15 protein-coding genes are annotated in these 18,529 nt (G+C 39.6%); 9 read left to right on the top strand and 6 right to left on the bottom strand.

Going from position 1 to position 18,529, the window contains the following annotated elements; all coding sequences use genetic code 11:
* Nucleotides 1–81: 81 nt before the first annotated feature.
* Entirely contained in the window at nucleotides 82–1,200 is a 1,119-nt protein-coding gene (gene asd / locus B806_RS0102285) for an aspartate-semialdehyde dehydrogenase (protein WP_016142294.1), read from the bottom strand.
* Nucleotides 1,201–1,387: 187 nt separating this feature from the next.
* On the opposite strand from asd, the gene B806_RS0102280 reads away from it, so the two are divergent.
* Entirely contained in the window at nucleotides 1,388–2,497 is a 1,110-nt protein-coding gene (locus B806_RS0102280) for an endonuclease/exonuclease/phosphatase family protein (RefSeq protein ID WP_017385695.1), read from the top strand.
* Between the two features lie 698 nt (nucleotides 2,498–3,195).
* Nucleotides 3,196–4,482 (top strand): glutamate/aspartate:proton symporter GltP, encoded by a 1,287-nt coding sequence (gltP, locus tag B806_RS0102275; RefSeq protein ID WP_017385696.1) that lies wholly within the window; start codon nucleotides 3,196–3,198, stop codon nucleotides 4,480–4,482.
* A gap of 56 nt (nucleotides 4,483–4,538) precedes the next feature.
* Here the strand turns inward: gltP and B806_RS0102270 are convergent, their stop codons facing one another.
* The 4 genes from B806_RS0102270 to B806_RS0102255 all read right to left on the bottom strand — a co-directional run bounded on the left by B806_RS0102270 (nucleotide 4,539) and on the right by B806_RS0102255 (nucleotide 9,718).
* On the bottom strand, nucleotides 4,539–5,639 hold the full coding sequence (locus B806_RS0102270) for a glycosyltransferase family 4 protein (protein ID WP_017385697.1): 1,101 nt from the start codon (nucleotides 5,637–5,639) through the stop codon (nucleotides 4,539–4,541).
* A gap of 265 nt (nucleotides 5,640–5,904) precedes the next feature.
* On the bottom strand, nucleotides 5,905–6,840 hold the full coding sequence (lpxL, locus tag B806_RS0102265; protein WP_017385698.1) for an LpxL/LpxP family Kdo(2)-lipid IV(A) lauroyl/palmitoleoyl acyltransferase: 936 nt from the start codon (nucleotides 6,838–6,840) through the stop codon (nucleotides 5,905–5,907).
* A 110-nt stretch (nucleotides 6,841–6,950) separates the two neighbouring features.
* Nucleotides 6,951–7,583 (bottom strand): LysE family translocator, encoded by a 633-nt coding sequence (locus B806_RS0102260; protein ID WP_017385699.1) that lies wholly within the window; start codon nucleotides 7,581–7,583, stop codon nucleotides 6,951–6,953.
* A 224-nt stretch (nucleotides 7,584–7,807) separates the two neighbouring features.
* The gene (locus B806_RS0102255; protein WP_002114959.1) at nucleotides 7,808–9,718 is read right to left on the bottom strand and encodes an ATP-binding cassette domain-containing protein; all 1,911 of its coding nucleotides are present in this window, start codon (nucleotides 9,716–9,718) and stop codon (nucleotides 7,808–7,810) included.
* 32 nt (nucleotides 9,719–9,750) lie between these two features.
* Between B806_RS0102255 and B806_RS0102250 the strand changes: the two genes are divergently transcribed.
* Nucleotides 9,751–9,996, top strand: coding sequence for a SlyX family protein (locus B806_RS0102250; RefSeq protein WP_002115104.1), 246 nt, complete (start codon nucleotides 9,751–9,753; stop codon nucleotides 9,994–9,996).
* Between the two features lie 44 nt (nucleotides 9,997–10,040).
* Here the strand turns inward: B806_RS0102250 and B806_RS0102245 are convergent, their stop codons facing one another.
* Complete coding sequence (locus tag B806_RS0102245; RefSeq protein ID WP_017402562.1) at nucleotides 10,041–11,060, bottom strand: zinc-binding alcohol dehydrogenase family protein; 1,020 nt, start codon at nucleotides 11,058–11,060, stop codon at nucleotides 10,041–10,043.
* Nucleotides 11,061–11,159: 99 nt separating this feature from the next.
* Between B806_RS0102245 and B806_RS0102240 the strand changes: the two genes are divergently transcribed.
* From B806_RS0102240 to B806_RS0102215, 6 genes are all read left to right on the top strand, one after another.
* Nucleotides 11,160–11,537: a helix-turn-helix domain-containing protein gene (locus tag B806_RS0102240; protein WP_005079187.1), complete on the top strand. Its 378-nt coding sequence runs from the start codon at nucleotides 11,160–11,162 to the stop codon at nucleotides 11,535–11,537.
* Between the two features lie 148 nt (nucleotides 11,538–11,685).
* The gene (locus tag B806_RS0102235; protein ID WP_002114763.1) at nucleotides 11,686–12,135 is read left to right on the top strand and encodes a hypothetical protein; all 450 of its coding nucleotides are present in this window, start codon (nucleotides 11,686–11,688) and stop codon (nucleotides 12,133–12,135) included.
* A 35-nt stretch (nucleotides 12,136–12,170) separates the two neighbouring features.
* Nucleotides 12,171–14,807 (top strand): type I DNA topoisomerase, encoded by a 2,637-nt coding sequence (gene topA / locus B806_RS0102230; protein WP_017385701.1) that lies wholly within the window; start codon nucleotides 12,171–12,173, stop codon nucleotides 14,805–14,807.
* An 88-nt stretch (nucleotides 14,808–14,895) separates the two neighbouring features.
* Nucleotides 14,896–15,654, top strand: a complete 759-nt coding sequence (locus B806_RS0102225; RefSeq protein ID WP_017385702.1) for a hypothetical protein — start codon at nucleotides 14,896–14,898, stop codon at nucleotides 15,652–15,654.
* Between the two features lie 126 nt (nucleotides 15,655–15,780).
* Nucleotides 15,781–16,362: an HdeD family acid-resistance protein gene (locus tag B806_RS0102220; protein WP_014208303.1), complete on the top strand. Its 582-nt coding sequence runs from the start codon at nucleotides 15,781–15,783 to the stop codon at nucleotides 16,360–16,362.
* A gap of 114 nt (nucleotides 16,363–16,476) precedes the next feature.
* Nucleotides 16,477–18,456 (top strand): ATP-dependent helicase, encoded by a 1,980-nt coding sequence (locus tag B806_RS0102215; protein ID WP_017402561.1) that lies wholly within the window; start codon nucleotides 16,477–16,479, stop codon nucleotides 18,454–18,456.
* Nucleotides 18,457–18,529 lie beyond the last annotated feature (73 nt).

Below are 18,529 nucleotides of genomic sequence, written 5' to 3'. Positions count from 1 at the left end.
GTAAAATTTTCACAAACCAGTTACGAAAAAGCCGATCTAATGTGATCGGCTTTTTATTTTGACTGAATAATTCAAATCAAATTATGAGCTTTTGTATTCAACTAAAATACGTAACATACGACGTAAAGGCTCAGCAGCACCCCAGAGTAACTGGTCACCCACTGTAAATGCACCTAGATATTCTTTACCCATGTTGAGTTTACGTAGACGACCTACAGGCACAGTTAAAGTACCAGTTACAGCAACAGGTGTAAGATCAGTCATAGACGCTTCACGAGTGTTTGGTACAACTTTCGCCCATTGGTTTGAAGTACGAATCATGTCTTCAATTTCATCAAGCGGTACATCTTTTTTCAACTTGATTGTAAGTGCTTGTGAGTGGCAACGCATTGCACCAATACGGACACAGTGACCGTCAATAGGAACAATTTGTGAGTTACCCAAGATCTTGTTGGTTTCAACTTGACCTTTCCACTCTTCTTTTGATTGACCGTTTTCAAGTTGCTTATCAATGTAAGGAATTAATGAACCCGCTAATGGCACACCAAAGTTAGCAGATGGGAAACCTTCACCACGTTGTAACTCAGCAACTTGACGATCAATATCCAAAATTGCAGATTTAGGATCATCTAACAATGTTTTGGTATTGTTATATAAGTAGCCCATACCAGTAATTAGCTCACGCATGTTTTGTGCGCCAGCACCTGATGCTGCTTGATAAGTCATAGCAGTCATCCACTCCACCAAATTATTTTGGAAAAGTGAACCTACACCCATCAACATAAGTGATACGGTACAGTTACCACCTACGAAAGTTTTGGTGCCGTTAACCAAGCCGTCTTTAATAACGTTAAGGTTTACTGGGTCAAGAACGATGATCGCATCATCTGACATACGTAAAGTTGAAGCTGCGTCAATCCAGTAGCCATCCCAACCAGTCGCTTTTAACTGTGGGAAAACTTCAGACGTATAGTCACCACCTTGACAGGTAATAATGACATCCATTTGCTTCAGACTATTAATGTCTGTAGCTTCCATAAGTGCTGGGGCAGTCTTACCACCAAATGAAGGAGCTTCACCACCTGCATTACTGGTAGAGAAATAAAATGGCTCAATATGAGCAAAATCATTCTCTTCAACCATACGTTGCATAAGGACGGAACCGACCATCCCGCGCCAACCGACCAGACCTACTTTCATGTCATTTTGCCTCGGTGCGTTAAAATTATTAGGGGGAGTTGAGTGTATCAAAAGTGTCCACAACTGCAAGCGTTACAGAAACAAAACACCATCTTTATTGAGTAGAATATCTTGTTTATGTTACATACAAAATTGATAAAGATGACAAAAACTTTAAAAAACAAATCATCTTAAAAGAGAAAATTCAATGATTTATATCGAAGTTCTAGCAGGTCTGGTGATTTGGTTAAGTTTCTGGTCACTTATTCCTCGTGATGAGTGGTGGTTTCGTGGTGCCGACTTTCCTCGGTTGCAGATTCTATTTGTTGGTCTTTTAGCTTTTATAGGAATGCTGTTTTGGCCCGACGAATGGAATCTTTGGCGTGAAGTAGTGCTGGCTGCGCTCATTGCTGCCATTGCCTATCAGCTTAAAATGATTTTGCCCTATACCTTGTTTTGGAAAAAACAGGTTAAACAGGTGAAAAAGTCTCAATTAGATCCACAAAAGCAGATTTCATTAATCGTATCGAATGTCCTTACTCCTAATGATAAGTATCATTTATTGCTTGAACAGATCAGGACATTAAAACCAGATTTACTACTTACATTAGAAAGCGATACGACATGGGAAAATGCTTTAAGGGAGATCGAAGGTGACTATCCTTATCGTGTTCCTGTACCTTTAGATAATCTCTACGGCATGCATTTATATAGCCGTCTACCTTTATCAAATACTGAAGTTAAATTTATTCTCAGTGATGAAATTCCCTCTATTCATACCACTGTGACTTTACGGTCTGGTATGCCAGTTCAACTCTATTGTTTGCATCCTAAGCCCCCTAGTCCAACTGAGGCGAAGGATTCGACTTTACGCGATGCTGAACTTTTAATTGTGGGCGACCAAATTAAAGATCTAGATGAAAGCTGTATTGTGATGGGTGATTTAAACGATGTAGCGTGGTCACGTACTACACGGTTATTTCAACGGATTAGTGGATTGCTTGACCCGCGTGTTGGGCGACATTTCATTAATACTTTTCATGCAGATTATCCATTGTTGCGTTGGTCTTTAGACCATATTTTCCATAGTACCGATTTCGGTTTGGTGAAGATGCAGCGTTTACCTCATGTTGGATCTGATCATTTTCCTGTCTATGTGGTTTTGCAGACTGGTCGAATATTTGAGCATATTCAAGAGGAATTGGAACAAACTCAAGATGATGAAGAAGAGGCACAAAGAGCTATCCAAGAAGGAATTGCAAAGGCTGAAGCCGAAGAAAAAGTGGTGACTGATAAAATTGCACAGCCTTATAAATAAAAAGAATATAAAAAGTGATGTAAGCAATATCGTACAAAGATTTGAGTCTAGGGCGAATAGGCAGAGGGTTATAAAAACCTTATTCTACATTCATCGGCACACGGAACCGGGAATGGATAGTCCCAAGTAAGGATACACAACGATGATATGGAATAGCATCACGGATCAGATGTTGGAACGGAAACGATAAAAATAATTATTAACCTGAAAGCACAACCTCATTTACCCGAGTTTTGCAGGACGCAGAACTCGGGTTGATATTTTTATATACCTTATAAAATTTATTGCAAATCACATAAATATTTCCAAGATTATCTTATTTTTAAAATCTATTTAATTCGCGTTAAGCCTCCATACGTTTTCATATACATCTGCGCAATTTTTAGTGAAAAAAGATATAAAAATTTTTTTATCTAAGTTTTTGTTTTTATAGATTATTAAGGGATAAATATAGGCTTTGATTTATTTAAAGATAAATTGGGGTTGTTTAATTAATAAATCTCAATAGAATGTGCCGATCGTTGACATGTTGGATCGTCAACAGGCATTGTTTTTTACTTCGCCGGATCGGCGGGTTGTGATTTGTTTGTACATTTAAATTTCTGTTTGGGAATTAGTGTGCATGTTGAGGTTTCACTCTTAGTTAGTGGTCTTCTCCCTCTCATATTTGATACTTTGCGGTGCATAAGGATTGTCTTATGAAGAATTTTAAATTTAGCCTTGCTTGGCAAATTTTAATTGCTTTAATCCTAGGGATAGTTGTCGGGGCTGTTTTACATAACCAGCCTGAAATCAGAGACAGTATTGTGAATAATGTTCTTGCCCCACTCGGTAAGATCTTTATTAGCCTGATTAAAATGATTGTTATTCCAATCGTTTTCTCTACCTTGATTTTAGGTATTGCAGGTGTTGGCAGTACGAAAAGTTTAGGGCGACTTGGTTTTAAAACCATTCTCTATTTTGAAATTATTACGACTATCGCTATTTTAGTTGGTTTGTTTGCAGCAAATATCTTCCATCCAGGCTCAGGCATTGATATGTCTCAGCTGGTTCAAACAGATATTTCTCAATATAAGCATACAACTGAAGAAGTTCAGTCTCAGTCACATGGTTTAATTCAAACAATATTATCGCTTATTCCAACGAACATTATTAGTTCAATGGCGCATGGCGAAATGTTACCTGTGATTTTCTTTGCTGTACTATTTGGTATTGGTTTATCTTCTTTACCAGCAACCACTAAAGACCCATTGTTAAATGTGTTTCATGCAGTTTCAGAAACGATGTTCCGCGTAACGCACATCATCATGAAATATGCGCCAGTGGGTGTATTTGGTTTAATCGCTGTAACTGTTGCAAACTTCGGTTTTGCTTCACTCATTCCATTAGGTAAATTAGTTGTATTAGTTTACGGTGCAATCTTCTTCTTTGCATTTGTTGTGCTTGGTTTGACTGCAAAAATGTTTGGAATCAACATCTTTATCTTGTTTAAGATTTTAAAAGATGAATTGATTTTGGCATTTTCAACGGCAAGCTCGGAAACAGTATTACCGCGTATTATGCAAAAAATGGAAGCTTACGGTGCGCCAAAAGCAATTTCCAGCTTTGTGATTCCAACTGGTTATTCATTTAACCTTGATGGTTCTACGCTTTACCAAAGTATCGCGGCAATCTTTATTGCACAGCTTTACGGTATTGAAATGTCAATCAGCCAACAAGTTATTTTGGTTGTAACATTAATGATTACTTCTAAGGGTATTGCTGGTGTTCCTGGTGTATCATTTGTTGTGTTATTAGCGACATTAGGTAGTGTTGGTATTCCTGTAGAAGGCTTAGCATTTATTGCTGGTGTTGACCGTATTATGGATATGGCTCGTACTGCGTTGAACGTTGTTGGTAACGCACTTGCTGTACTTGTAATCAGTAAATGGGAAAAACAATACGACTCTGAAAAAGCTGCTGCTTATGAAGCAACATTTAAATAAGATGGCTTTCTTTTAGTTGTAAAAAACCCGCGAATATTGCGGGTTTTTTATTGGGGTTATTTCAAAACGCGTTGGTATAGTTCTAGTGTTTGATCACACATATCTTTTAAGCTAAACATAGTGACAGGAGCAACGATTTGAGGTTGTTCAATATGATTTTTTACAGTCTCGATTAAGGCTTTTTCATTTTCTGCTTCAACAAGACCTTGGGGGTATACATTCGATAAAATCTCGGCAACACCGCCACGGTTCCAGCCAACCACTGGCGAACCCACTGAAAGCGCTTCTAAGGCTGTTCTACCGAATGTTTCTGCTTGGTTGGATAGAGAGAGCACAATATCGCTAAAAGCGAGCCATTCACGAATATCTGAGCGATGTCCTACGAAGGTAATTTTATCTGCGAGTCCTTTGCTTTGAATGGTACTTTGTAATTCACTTAAGTAGGCTTGCTTTTTGGCATCAGCACCGCCGACAACAACCGCATGTAGCTGAGGATATTGCGACTGAAGTTGTTGCATCAGTTCAATTAAACTTTCATGCCCCTTTAAGCGTGTAATACGACCAGGTAAGCAAAGTAAAAACTTATTTTCAAGCTCAGGAAAGTCATTAAAAACTTGGTTAAACCATTGTGCTGAGGGCTGGTAATTATGTGGAAAAGCCGTTGGGTCAATGCCCCGATAAATTCGCACAATATCTTGCGGTGGACAGTTTTTATAATGGTCAGTGATATATTTAACCACGCTGTCAGAAACAGCAATCACTTTTTCAGCTTGAGTCATAATCGCACTATAACGATTAACTGAATAGAAACCATGTACAGTGCTAATGAGGTGAGGGCGTTTGTTTGCAGGTATTTTTCTTAAGGCAAAGTGAGTAAGCCAAGCTGGTACACGAGAGCGCACATGAACAATATCAGGTTGATGCTGTTCAATCAGCCGGCGTAAAGGACGAATTTGCCACAAGCTTGAAAGTGATTTTTTATGAATTGGTAGCGTTAAGTGAATAGAACCTTCAGCTTCAAGTTGAGACACTAATCGTCCGCCATTAGACACAACCAGAGATTGATGGCCCTGTGCAACAAGTGCGCGTGCAATTTCTAGCGTGCCGCGTTCTACGCCACCGCTATTAAGTTCTGGGAGAAGTTGCATCACTTTCATTGTTTTTTGCCTTATACATTCATAAAAGATGGACCATCCATAGATACATCATTTCAAACTAAATCATTATCCGGAATTTACTATCGTGCTAGCGACATGGAGGTCGCTGTTTCGCTGTGTTACAAGGAAGTAACATCAGCGGAACAAAGGATTTTTGCTTACTTTTTATCCTTAAAAAGTAAGGTCTGCCTATTCGATAGTATTTGAAATTCACTTTAAATTAAGGCTGTGTCTGTCATCAATTTAAAATTATCACAGCTTTATCTTAATAGATCTCTTCATATCCCTCAGGACGTGTCTTAAAACGACGATGGAACCACATATATTGAGTCGGTGCGATACGAAGCTGATTTTCAATAATTTTATTAACTCGAGTTGCATCATCGACTTCATCTTCACTTGGTATATTTTCGACCGCAGGTTCAATCAAAATATGATATTTAGGGTCCTGTACATCACCGTGACGATAAAAATATAAAGGAACGGCAACTGCCTTAGAGATTTTTAGTAAACGACGATGAGCAGTTACAGTGGCCGCTGGCACACCAAAGAAGGGTGCCATCACCCCTTGCTTGAGTCCAAAGTCTTGATCGGGGCTATACCAAATGGCATCGCCATCTTTAAGGTGACGAATTAAACCACGCATATCATCATGGTCGATTTGTGCTTTATAAATGGTGCCACGGCAACGATAAATCAGCATATCGAGCAATGGATTATTTTGAGGGCGGTACACAACATCTGGCTCGAAATATTGAGCACAAACATAGCCACCCGCATCAAGAAGCGTACTATGAGTACCCAATAATAAAACGCCTTTGCCCTGAGCTTGAGCATTGGTAATGTGTTCTAAGCCTTCAATGGTGACACGGTTTTTAAACCAGTAAGGCTTATACCATGCGTTTAATGTCTCAAAAATACCCAGCATCATATCTACAAAAACTTGCTTAGCTTGTTGCTGTACTTTTTCGGCTGACCATTCGGGAAAGCAGACTTCTAAATTACGAATAGTCGTTTTTCGGCGAGATTTTAAATATTTCCAAGCCAGATTTGCTAAGCCATGAGCCAGACGCCACTGAATTGCCCACGGCAAAATAGCCAAAAGCATTAAAAAAACAATGGCAATCCAAATACCCCAATATTTAGGCAATAAAAAGGACCATTGAAATTCACCGGGCGTATAAGTCTGCTTTTGGCTCATAACGATATAAAGAATTCAAAATTAAAACTGGCAAAAGTGTATCACGAACTGAATTTATCGTCGTAATACACTGTTGAATTGAGCGGTTATGATAAGGAAGTAAAACGTGGTTATCGACGATTTTCTAAAAGAATACGAACAGCAAGCCCAGCTAGCACTGTGCCCATAAGCCAACGTTGTACATTTGCCCAAAGAGGCTTTTGTTGAAGAAAAAGAGCAATGCTACCCGCAGAAAGCACAATCAGCGCATTTACCGAGACGCTAACAAAAATTTGAATAGTACCGAGCTGAATGGATTGCCATAAAATACTGCCTTGCTGTGGATGAATAAACTGTGGCAATAACGATAAATACATAATCGCAATTTTAGGATTAAGTAGATTTGTAGCGAAACCCATTAAAAATAGTTTAGCTGGAGAGTCTACTAATAATTGTTTTACATCAAAAATAGGGGATGCATTGGGACGTAGTGCTTTCCATGCTAGCCAGAGTAAATAAATTGCCCCTGCAATACGGATGGTGTCATAAGCATAAGGAACTGCAACAATAAGTGCTGTAATCCCGAAAGAAGCACAAAGCATATAAAATACGAAGCCAACGCCAACACCAGTGAGTGAAATAAATCCCGCCGTTTTTCCTTGGCAAATTGAACGAGAAATAAGGTAAATCATGTTTGGGCCAGGGGTAAGCACCATTGCCAAGCAGATTAATCCGAATGCTAAAATTTGAGAAAGATCTAGCATGAAAAATACTCGAATATTATTATATTGGTAGATATAACATAATTATTTTTATAAGTCTTATATTCAATTAGAGTGACATTTTGAAGTATTAATGCTGACTAAACTTAATCACTCATCAAGTGTTTTTTATAGATTTTTGTGCTTTTAAAATTTATATATTCTAAAAAAGCCCCCTTAATTTAAGGAGGCTTTTTTGTTATTTAAATTGTAGGAAAGAACGCGAATTAATTTCCTTTGCTCATTTGTTCAAGTTCATCCCAGCGTTCTAATTTTTCAAGTAATACCTCTTCAATTTCTGCGAGACGCTGACTTGCTTTAGTTGCTTCATCGGCATTACTTACAAACCATGAACCATCTGCCAGCTTGTCGGAAAGCTCTGCTTGTTCAACTTCCAATTTCTCGATTTCGGCAGGAAGTTGCTCAAGTTCACGTTGGTCTTTATAACTCAGTTTGACTTTTTTAACGTTACTTTGTGCTGCGGCTTTTTCAGCTTCGGCTTTTGCCTGAGCTTTTTTAACGTCAGACTTTTGGTCTACGACTTTATCATCTGGACGTTGCTGCAAATAGTCTTGGTAGCCGCCAATGTACTCTGCAATATTGCCTTTACCATCAAATACCCAAGTCGATGTTACGACGTTGTCCATAAATGCACGGTCATGCGAAATGAGTAATAGGGTGCCTTTATATTCAGAAAGCATCTCTTCAAGTAGTTCAAGAGTCACCATATCCAAGTCATTGGTTGGTTCGTCCATCACAATCAGGTTGGATGGTTTAAGCAATAATTTAGCAAGCAAAATACGGTTACGCTCACCGCCAGAAAGGGCTTTTACTGGTGTACGTGCACGTTCAGGTGAAAACAAGAAATCTTGTAAATAGCTATAGATATGACGGCGGTTACCATTTACATCAACAAAGTCAGAACCTTCTGAAACGTTTGCCATCACTGTCTTTTCAAGGTCTAAGGCATTACGTAATTGATCAAAATAGGCTACTTCTAACTGTGTACCAGTCTTAACAGAACCACCGTGCTCAATTTCACCTAAAATGGCTTTAATTAACGTTGTTTTACCAACACCGTTATCGCCGACTAGACCAATACGGTCGCCACGCATGACTAGTGTAGAGAAATCTTTAATCAGTGGTTTGTCGTCATAAGATACGCTTAAATGCTCGATATCAAATACTAATTTACCAGAGCGATTTGCTTCTTGAGTCGCCATACTCACTTTGCCTTGTTGTGATCGGCGAGCTTTCGATTCTTCACGTAAAGCTTTTAAGGCGCGCACACGACCTTCGTTACGCGTACGACGAGCTTTAATCCCTTGGCGAATCCAAGCTTCTTCTTCAGCTAACTTTTTATCAAATAAAGCATTTTGTTTCTCTTCTGCTTCCATTTGCTGAGCTTTAAGCTCTAAATAGCGTGAATAGTTACCTTCGTAGCCACGTAATATGCCACGGTCAAGTTCAACAATTCGAGTTGCAATACTGTCTACAAAAGAACGGTCATGCGAAATAAATAGTAGCGTTAAATTATTTTGATCGAGTAGAAATTTTTCTAGCCACTCAATACTTTCAACATCTAGATGGTTGGTCGGTTCGTCTAGAAGTAATACGTCTGGTTGTGTTAAAAGAGCACGAGCGAGTAAAACACGGCGTTTACGTCCACCTGAAAGATCTGCCAAATCTGCATTTGGATCGAGGCCCATTTTACTTAACAGGGCATTAACCTTGTTTTCGAGTGCCCAGCCGTCGAGTTGGTCGAGCTTATGCTGAAGATTACCCATACGATCGCAGGCTTCCATATCTCCTAGCATACAAGCATCAGTTGCTTCATGGTAAGCTCTGAGTACTTCGGCAGCTTCGCCTGCACCATCAGCCACAATATCAGCAACCTTTCCTGAATCCATTGGAACGTCTTGGGCTAACATTGAAACAGTTAAACCATTTTGAATGGAAACTTCACCAGAATCCGGTAATAGGCTTCCCTCGATCAGTTTAAGTAAAGTAGACTTACCTTCACCATTACGACCAATTAAACAGACTCGTTCGCCACGTTCTAGATTAAAGTTCGCGCCATCGAGCAGGGCAGGTCCGCCAAAAGCAAGTTGGACATCCCTTAGGGTAATATAGGCCATAATGTTTTCCAGAATCTCAAATGAGGATTTAAATGACTAAACCACCATATCATGATGATCAAGCGTCATTTTCCGCACCCATTGAAGATTTGCAAGTGCGAATTACATTTTTGGATGATTTAGTTGAACAATTAAATCAACAACTCGCTATTCAAACTCAAGAAATAGCTGATTTGAAAAAACAAATGCAATTTCTTTATCAACGTGTGGAATCGTCGGATTTGTCAGAAGGCATTGCACCTTTTGATCCATTAACGAATAAACCTCCCCACTATTAATAAAAAGGCAAGTTCGATACTTGCCTTTTTATTTGGGAATATTTTCAATTTTGTTTAAAACCTTGTAAGACGATCTTACCTTTTGTTGTACCACTTTCAATTTGCTGATGAACTCGTTTTAAATTTTCAGCATTAATTGGACTTATAACTTCTGTCACAGTTGTTTTGATTTTTCCTTCATCAACCAGCTTGCTGACTTCATTTAATAGTTCACTTTGTTTTGCCATATCTTCGGTCTGGAATATTGAACGTGTAAACATAAATTCCCAATGCACTGATACGGACTTCGATTTAAACGGTTTGATATCTAGCTGTTCAGGATCATCAATGAGTCCAAAACGGCCTTGCGGTGCAATCAACTCTACAATATCTGCTAAATGCTGATCTGTTTGAGTAGTTGAGAACACATATAAAGGTGCAGTTAAACCTAATTGCTTGATTTGGGCTGCTAAAGGTTGACGATGATCTAACACATAATCTGCTCCAAGTTGCGTAACCCAGTCTTGAGTTTCTGCTCGTGAAGCTGTTGCAATAATTGTTAGGTTAGTCAGCTGTTTAAGAAGTTGAATGGTGATTGAGCCAACACCACCAGCTCCACCAATCACTAATATTGTTGTGTTTTCTGGCGCGTTCTTTGGAACTTGCAGGCGATCAAATAACATCTCCCAAGCCGTGATTGCAGTTAAAGGGAGAGCTGCCGCCTCGGTTGCTTCTAAAGTTTTTGGTTTATGGCCAGCAATCCGTTCATCAACCAATTGCAATTCACTATTACTACCTTGACGATTAAGAGCACCTGCATACCAAACGATATTACCAATCTTAAATTGAGTAACTTTATCTCCAATCGCTTCAACTACACCTACTGCATCCCAGCCAAGCGTTTTCCACTGATTATTCTCAGGGCTTACATTCTTTCGAATTTTAGTATCTACCGGATTTACTGAGACAGCTTGTACACGAACAAGTAAATCGTGTCCTTCAGCAATAGGGGCATCGAGTTCAATATCAACGAGTGCTTCTGGCGATGTAATGGGACCAGCTTTTTGATATGCCACAGCTTTCATAATTATCATTCCTCTTGTTGAGAGTTTGATCATAACGTAAGCTTAAAATAAGTGACTACAGACAAATAACGCTCATAGTGTCAAAAAGGATACTGTAAAATGGCAAAAGTACGACATTCAAGTTTTGATTGCTCTCCGGGTTGTTCAGTGGAGGCTGCGATTAGCTTGATTGATGGGAAATGGAAATGCGTCATTCTTTGGCATTTATTTAATGAAGGCACCTTGAGGTTTAACGAAATTCGAAAGCGTGTTCCGAGTATTACCCAAAGAATGCTGACAAATCAGCTACGTGAATTGGAACAAGATGGAATTATTCATCGGGAAGTCTATCCTCAGGTACCACCTAAAGTAGAATACTGCCTGACTGATTTGGGGCAAAGTCTTGAGAAAATTCTGTTTGCTTTAAAACAATGGGGGGATGCTCATATTGACCAGTTTGGAAAGCTGACACTTGTTGATGGACATCCGAATCCTTAATGATATTTGAGTCCACTCATTGCAATTTGCATGGTGAAATCTGACTATTTTGAAGCTTGCCCCTGTATCGGGCATTATTTTTATGATGAAACTTGCGTTTTCTGGTCAGCTTATGCAACTCTAATAAAAGAGATTAATAGGTTTTGCTATGGACAATATGGGAATTTGGGTTACCGTTATCATTGTTCTTTTCGTACTAGGCTCCATTTTTGGTTTAAGAGTGAGCCCACGTGAAAAGGCACTTGGTATTATGCGTGATAAAGCTCGTAAAATGGGTTTACACCCACGTGTAATCGTTGCACCTGAATGGACACATGTCCCAATGGCGACTGAAAAGCGTGCCAGCATGGTTGCTTATTATAGTGTATTGATTCCCGATGCCCGTTTATCTTTAATGCGTGCTCGCGTTGTAGACGGCAAATTAAAAGTGGTTCAGGGTGATGAGAAATTTAATGATTCTCCCATTGCATTAAAAGGGATTTATGCTATTGATATGCAGGCAAACTGTGTAGGGCTTTATTGGGATGAGGAATCAGACCTGAGAGCAACACAATTAGATGAGATGAAGGCTTATCTGTTGAACTTGGCTAAAGCCTGATTTTTAAATTTATTGGTATAGGAATAACATTTTATATGGCGAATACCTCGCGCTCTGCATCTCAAAGCACAGCATCTACTGCACCTGCTGCACATAAACGTGCCTTAGTGATTGTGGAGTCGCCTGCCAAAGCGAAAACCATCAATAAATATCTGGGTTCGCAATACATTGTAAAGTCTTCTGTAGGTCACGTACGTGATTTGCCAACAGGTGGCAGCAAATCAACTGAGAAAAAGCCGGCTGCCCGGACGAAACTCACTGAAGCAGAAAAAGAACAAAAAGCCAGTCAGGCTTTAGTTAATCGTATGGGGGTTGATCCTGAACATGGTTGGGAAGCTCATTACGAAGTTCTGCCAGGTAAGGAAAATGTTGTTGCTGAACTAAAAAAACTCGCCAAAGATGCCGATGCAATCTATCTCGCAACGGACTTGGATAGAGAAGGGGAAGCCATTGCTTGGCACCTAAGAGAAGTTATTGGTGGTGATGACAGTCGTTATCATCGCGTGGTATTTAACGAAATTACTAAAAATGCCATTCAAGAAGCATTTAAACAACCTACTCGCCTAGATTTAAACCGAGTTAATGCTCAGCAAGCACGCCGTTTCTTAGACCGTGTTGTTGGCTTTATGGTTTCACCATTGCTGTGGGAAAAGATTGCCCGTGGCTTATCGGCAGGTCGTGTACAGTCTGTAGCGGTGAAACTGGTTGTAGAGCGTGAAAGAGAAATTCGTGCTTTTATTCCGGAAGAATACTGGCAAGTTTTTGCAGACACGCAAGCCAAGAAAGATGACATTCGTCTTGAAGCAGTTAAGCAAGCTGGTAAAACCCTTAAACTCAAAAATAAAGCTGAAACTGATGCTTTATTGGATGTTTTAAAGGGTGCTGAATATAAAGTTGCACAGCGTGAAGATAAACCGACTAAGGTAAATCCAAGCGCACCATATATCACTTCAACGCTGCAACAAGCTGCAAGTACACGTTTAGGTTTTTCTGTAAAGAAAACCATGATGCTGGCACAGCGTCTATATGAAGCAGGTTTTATTACCTATATGCGTACTGACTCAACGTTCTTGAGTGATGATGCAGTAAGCATGGTACGTGCTCATATTGAAAGCCAATTTGGTGAGAAATATTTACCGGCGAAGCCAAACCGCTATGGTAACAAAGCGGGTGCTCAAGAAGCCCATGAAGCAATTCGTCCTTCTAATGTTGCGCTTACAGGTGACCAACTTGCAGGTGTAGAGCGTGATGCTCAGCGTTTGTATGATTTGATTTGGCGTCAGTTTGTTGCATGTCAAATGACTCCAGCAGAATATTTATCTTCAACTTTAACGGTTGAAGCTGCAAATATTGAATTAAAAGCAAAAGGCCGTACGCTTGTATTTGATGGTTTTACACGAGTGCGTGGTGCTAACAAGTCTGATGACGATATTATTTTGCCTGCAATTAAAGTAGGTGAAATTTTAAAATTAGAGAAGTTAGACCCAAGTCAGCACTTTACTAAACCACCTGCACGTTTTACTGAAGCTTCTTTGGTTAAAGAACTTGAAAAACGTAGTATTGGTCGTCCTTCGACTTATGCAGCGATTATTTCTACGATTCAAGAACGTGGCTACGTTAAGTTAGAAAACCGTCGTCTTTTCGCCGAAAAAATGGGTGAAATTGTCACGGATCGACTTGATGAAAGTTTCAATAACTTGATGAACTATGCCTTTACAGCAGACCTTGAAGGGCAGCTCGATAAAGTTGCAACAGGCGAGCGTAACTGGAAAGAGTTACTTGATGCTTTCTATGGTGACTTCAAGAAACGTCTTACCAATGCTCAGGGCGAGCACGGCATGCGCCGCAACCAGCCGGTTGAAGTGCCAGCGGTACATTGTCCTGAATGTTCACGTCCAATGCAGATTCGTACAGGTACAACAGGCGTATTCTTAGGTTGTTCTGGCTACAACTTACCGCCTAAAGAGCGTTGTAAAGGTACTTTGAACTTAACGCCTGTTGAGTCCTTAGCTGCCCTGTCTGATGATGATGGCGCTGAAACTGCAGACTTGATGTCAAAACATCGTTGTGCAAAATGTGGTACAGCCATGGACAGCTATGTAATTGATGGTGGTCGTAAACTGCACGTATGTGGTAACAACCCTGACTGTGACGGTTTTGAGCTTGAAGAAGGCGAGTTCAAGATTAAAGGCTATGATGGACCAACCATTCCGTGTGATAAATGTGATGGTGAAATGCAGCTTAAAACTGGCCGTTTTGGTCCGTATTTCGCTTGTACAAGCTGTGACAATACTCGTAAGGTCTTGAAAAGCGGTCAGCCTGCACCTCCACGTGTAGAACCGATCAAAATGGAACATTTGCGCTCAACAAAGCATGATGACTATTTCGTGTTGCGTGATGGTGCTGCTGGTTTATTCTTGGCTGCAAGTAAATTCCCGAAAATTCGTGAAACACGTGCGCCAAAAGTTGCGGAATTGCGTAGTGTTGCTGCTCAGCTTGATCCTAAATATCAATTTATTTTACAAGCGCCAGACGTAGACCCTGAAGGTAATCCGACAGTTGTGAAATTCAGTCGTAAGAATCAATCACAATATGTAGGCTCGGAAACTCCAGAAGGTAAACAAACCAAATGGAGCCTAATTTATCAAAATGGTAAATGGGTTGAGGGCTAATTAAGTCCACAATAAAAAATGCTAGCTCAGCTAGCATTTTTTATATCTAAAACAATAAAAGAAAATTTTAATTTTATGGGGAAAAAGAATGTGGAAAAACATTCGAGTTTTATGTTTGTTAATTATTTTACTGATTGTTGCTGTTCAAGCATGGCGAGATCAAAACCAAGACTGGAATCAACCTATTGTTGTCGTTTTACATCCTATTAATGCAGATGGTTTTCAGACAACGCAGAGCTATATTCATCAGTTGCAATACACTGATTTTGAGAGAATAAGAAATTATTTGGCAGAATGGTCGCAACACTATCGTGGTCAATCAGGAAACTTTGTAATTCGTTTAGGTCAGCCATTACAGCAACGACCTCCTGAGGTTCCTCAAAATGCCAATATCTTTCATGTGATGTGGTGGAGTTTAAAGTTTCGTTTTTATGCATGGCGACATCAACAACCTGAAGACAATGGGGCATCACTTAAACTTTACTTAAACTATTACGATCCTAATTATCAAAAAGTTTTGATCCATTCAACTGCTTTGGAAAAAGGTCGTATTGGTAGTGTGAATTTATTTGCGACTAAAACACAAGCTTCCCAAAATCAGGTTGTGATTGTTCATGAGCTATTACATGGCTTTGGGGCACAAGACAAATATGATTTAAAAACTGGTCAACCGCTTTATCCTCTAGGTTACGCGCACCCTGAAAAAGTGCCTTTATATCCGCAAACTGACGCTGAAATCATGGGTGGTCGAACACCATTATCTGAGCAGAGCAGTAAAATGCCGAATAGTTTACATGAAACGATAATAGGTTTACCTACAGCTCAAGAAATTGGTTGGGTGAAATAAAATTGTGGATAAATACTGCTTTATCCACATTAATTGATAAGAAACGATGCAGATCTTATACAGACAAAAAATGTGAAGTGGATCACTATTATTAGGTAGATGAAATTCTAATACCTGATAATAAGAGTGGCCATGATGAAAACTGTCGGTAATGATTTGGTGCGTAATCAGTTACATGCTGATCGTAAGTGGTATTTGATATTAGGCTTTGTGCTTATTGGCTTTGGTCTGATTTTGTTTAGTTCATTACCATTTGCGACCTTTTCTGTGGTTTTTTTATTTGGAATACTCATGATGGTCGGAGGTGTTTTACATCTTGTCGCGGCCATTAGTGTATTTAAAGGTGCAAGCCGCTGGTTATGGGCACTCTTTGGCGTGCTTTATCTAATGGCAGGTTATTATGCTTTTTCTACTCCCGTAACGACAGCGGTAGTTTTGACGAGTTTATTATCAATAGCACTGATTATTGCTGGAGCTATACGTACAGTAAACGCGATTTTACTTAAACCAATTACTGGGTGGGGTTGGACCTTATTTTCAGGATTATTAACACTCGCTACAGGTATTTTGATCTTGGTTTCTAAAGATTCACCTTTTTGGGTGTTAGGCATGTTCCTTGCCATAGATATCTTATTTCAAGGAATTAATTTTCTAGGTTTGGCTTCTGCGATTAAGCATCTGCCATCTAGTTCAAAAACAGTATCTTAAATAAGAATATTGAATCAAAGAGCACTTTAGGTGCTCTTTTTGTTTTTAGGACGGGCAGACGCATCAGTGTTTGGGTCTGTTAAACTATGTCTTGGTGTTTTAGCGATATGTGTTATGAGTCTTGCAAAATTAATTAATGAACTAAATGCTCAGCAAAAAAAAGCAGCCACAACGTCTGCGCAGAACTGTTTAGTTTTAGCAGGTGCTGGCTGTGGCAAGACTAAGACGATTGTTGCCCGTGCTGCCTATTTAATTGATCAAGGCTTACCAGCAAACCAAATTCAGATTTTAACGTTTACTCGACGTGCTGCGAGTGAAATTGTTGCAAGAGTAGAGCAGCATGTAGGAGCACAGGCAAAGGGTCTAAGAGCTTCAACTTTTCATACTTTTTGTATGTATTTACTGCGCCGTAATCCACAAGCTTTTGGCTTAAATCAATTTAGTATTATTGATCGTGATGATCAGTTGCTGATGTTCCGTTTATTAAGAGGTAAAGACAAAGATAATGTTTTACCTAAAGCGGCAGAGCTGTGTGATCTATATTCCTATGCAAGAAATACTCAAACAAAGCTTTCTGAAGCATTAATCAAACAGCTTCCAGATGCATATGAGCATAAAACTCAAATTGCTGAGTTGATGAAAACTTATGAGCAACGCAAAAGAGAGCGTAATTTTTTAGATTACGACGATATCTTGTCGATTGTGGCTGTTCATTTACAAAACTCAGAAGCGTTAACCAATTGGGTTGCAGGTTTTTGTCAGGCATTGCTAGTTGATGAAATGCAAGATACAAACCCTTTGCAATGGGCTTTATTGCAGCCCTTAATTGGTAAAGTGAAGTTATTTTGCGTGGGTGATGATGCGCAGTCCATTTATGGCTTTCGTGGCGCAGACTTTGAAAATATTCATTCTTTTAAAGAACGAATACCTGATGCAGAAGTACTTACACTTGCTTTAAATTATCGCTCGACTCAAGAAATTCTAGATTTATCAAATTGGTTGTTGGCACATAGCCCAATCGATTATCAAAAACAGCTACAAGCACATCGTGGCCAAGGGCAAAAGCCACAGCTAAATTTGTTTGGTAATGAGTTTGAAGAAGCAAACTGGATTGCACAAGATTTAATAACGCGGCATCAGCAAGGTGCAAACTGGCATGACCATATGGTCTTAGTCCGTTCTGGCTATAGTGCCCGATATCTAGAAGGGGCTTTTATTGCGGCTGAAATACCTTATCGTTTTATTGGTGGGGTAAAGCTTCTTGAGTCGGCCCATGTAAAGGATGTACTGAGCCTGCTACGTATTGTGAGTAACCCTCACGATGATTTGGCTTGGATGCGCTTTCTAACCTTGTGGGATGGGATCGGTGATGTTGGTGCTAGTAAGTTAGCCCAAGAGCTGATGGGAATTGTTGATGTCGAGGAGCGCTGTCAGCGACTTGAACGCCATGGCAAGGTACCTCTACAAGCGATTTTAATTTTAAAACAGCTAGATGTATTACAGCAGCATGTCGAGGTAAGTATTGGTTTGGCTCTCGATGCTTTAGGTGAACAGCTAGAGCAAAATTATAAAACTAAAGATTGGTCGCGTCGTTTAAAAGACTTTGATTTGGTTAAGCAACTTGCACGCAAACATGCGTCGTTAGGTGAATTCCTTGAGGAATATGTGCTTGAGCCGATTTCAGTTTCTGAAATTGAAAAAGCTGCTGATCAAGATTTGGTAACTTTAATTACGATTCATTCAGCTAAGGGTGCCGAACAGAAAGTTTGTTATGTACCTCACGTATCGCCAAATCAATATCCTTATGCAAGAGCACAGGGTGATTTTGATGATGTTGAGGAAGAGCGCCGTGTGCTGTATGTCGCCTTAACGCGTGCTGAAAATGAATTAATCTTGACGAAGCAAGATCTTAATACGTGGTCGCAAGACACTTATGATGAGCAAGGTCGTAAAATTGAGAGTTATTTCTTAAATGATCTGCCTGCACACTTGGTTCAAGCAAAAATTCATAGACAAGTACCTCAGCAATTTACTAAAAAACAATGGAACAGATCTCCTGCAGTAAATTTAGGTTTTGGTATCGATCTGGACTAAACTACTGTATAAGACGCTGTGATTACTTAAATGTATATTGGCTCTCCCTTTTATTGCCAATTAAGGTTAGAAA

Origin of the sequence: Acinetobacter sp. TG2027 (genome assembly GCF_000302435.1) — a bacterium.
Lineage (GTDB): Bacteria > Pseudomonadota > Gammaproteobacteria > Pseudomonadales > Moraxellaceae > Acinetobacter > Acinetobacter pittii.
Note: the sequence above shows the minus strand (reverse complement) of the source record. Positions and strands in the feature narration are given on the sequence as shown.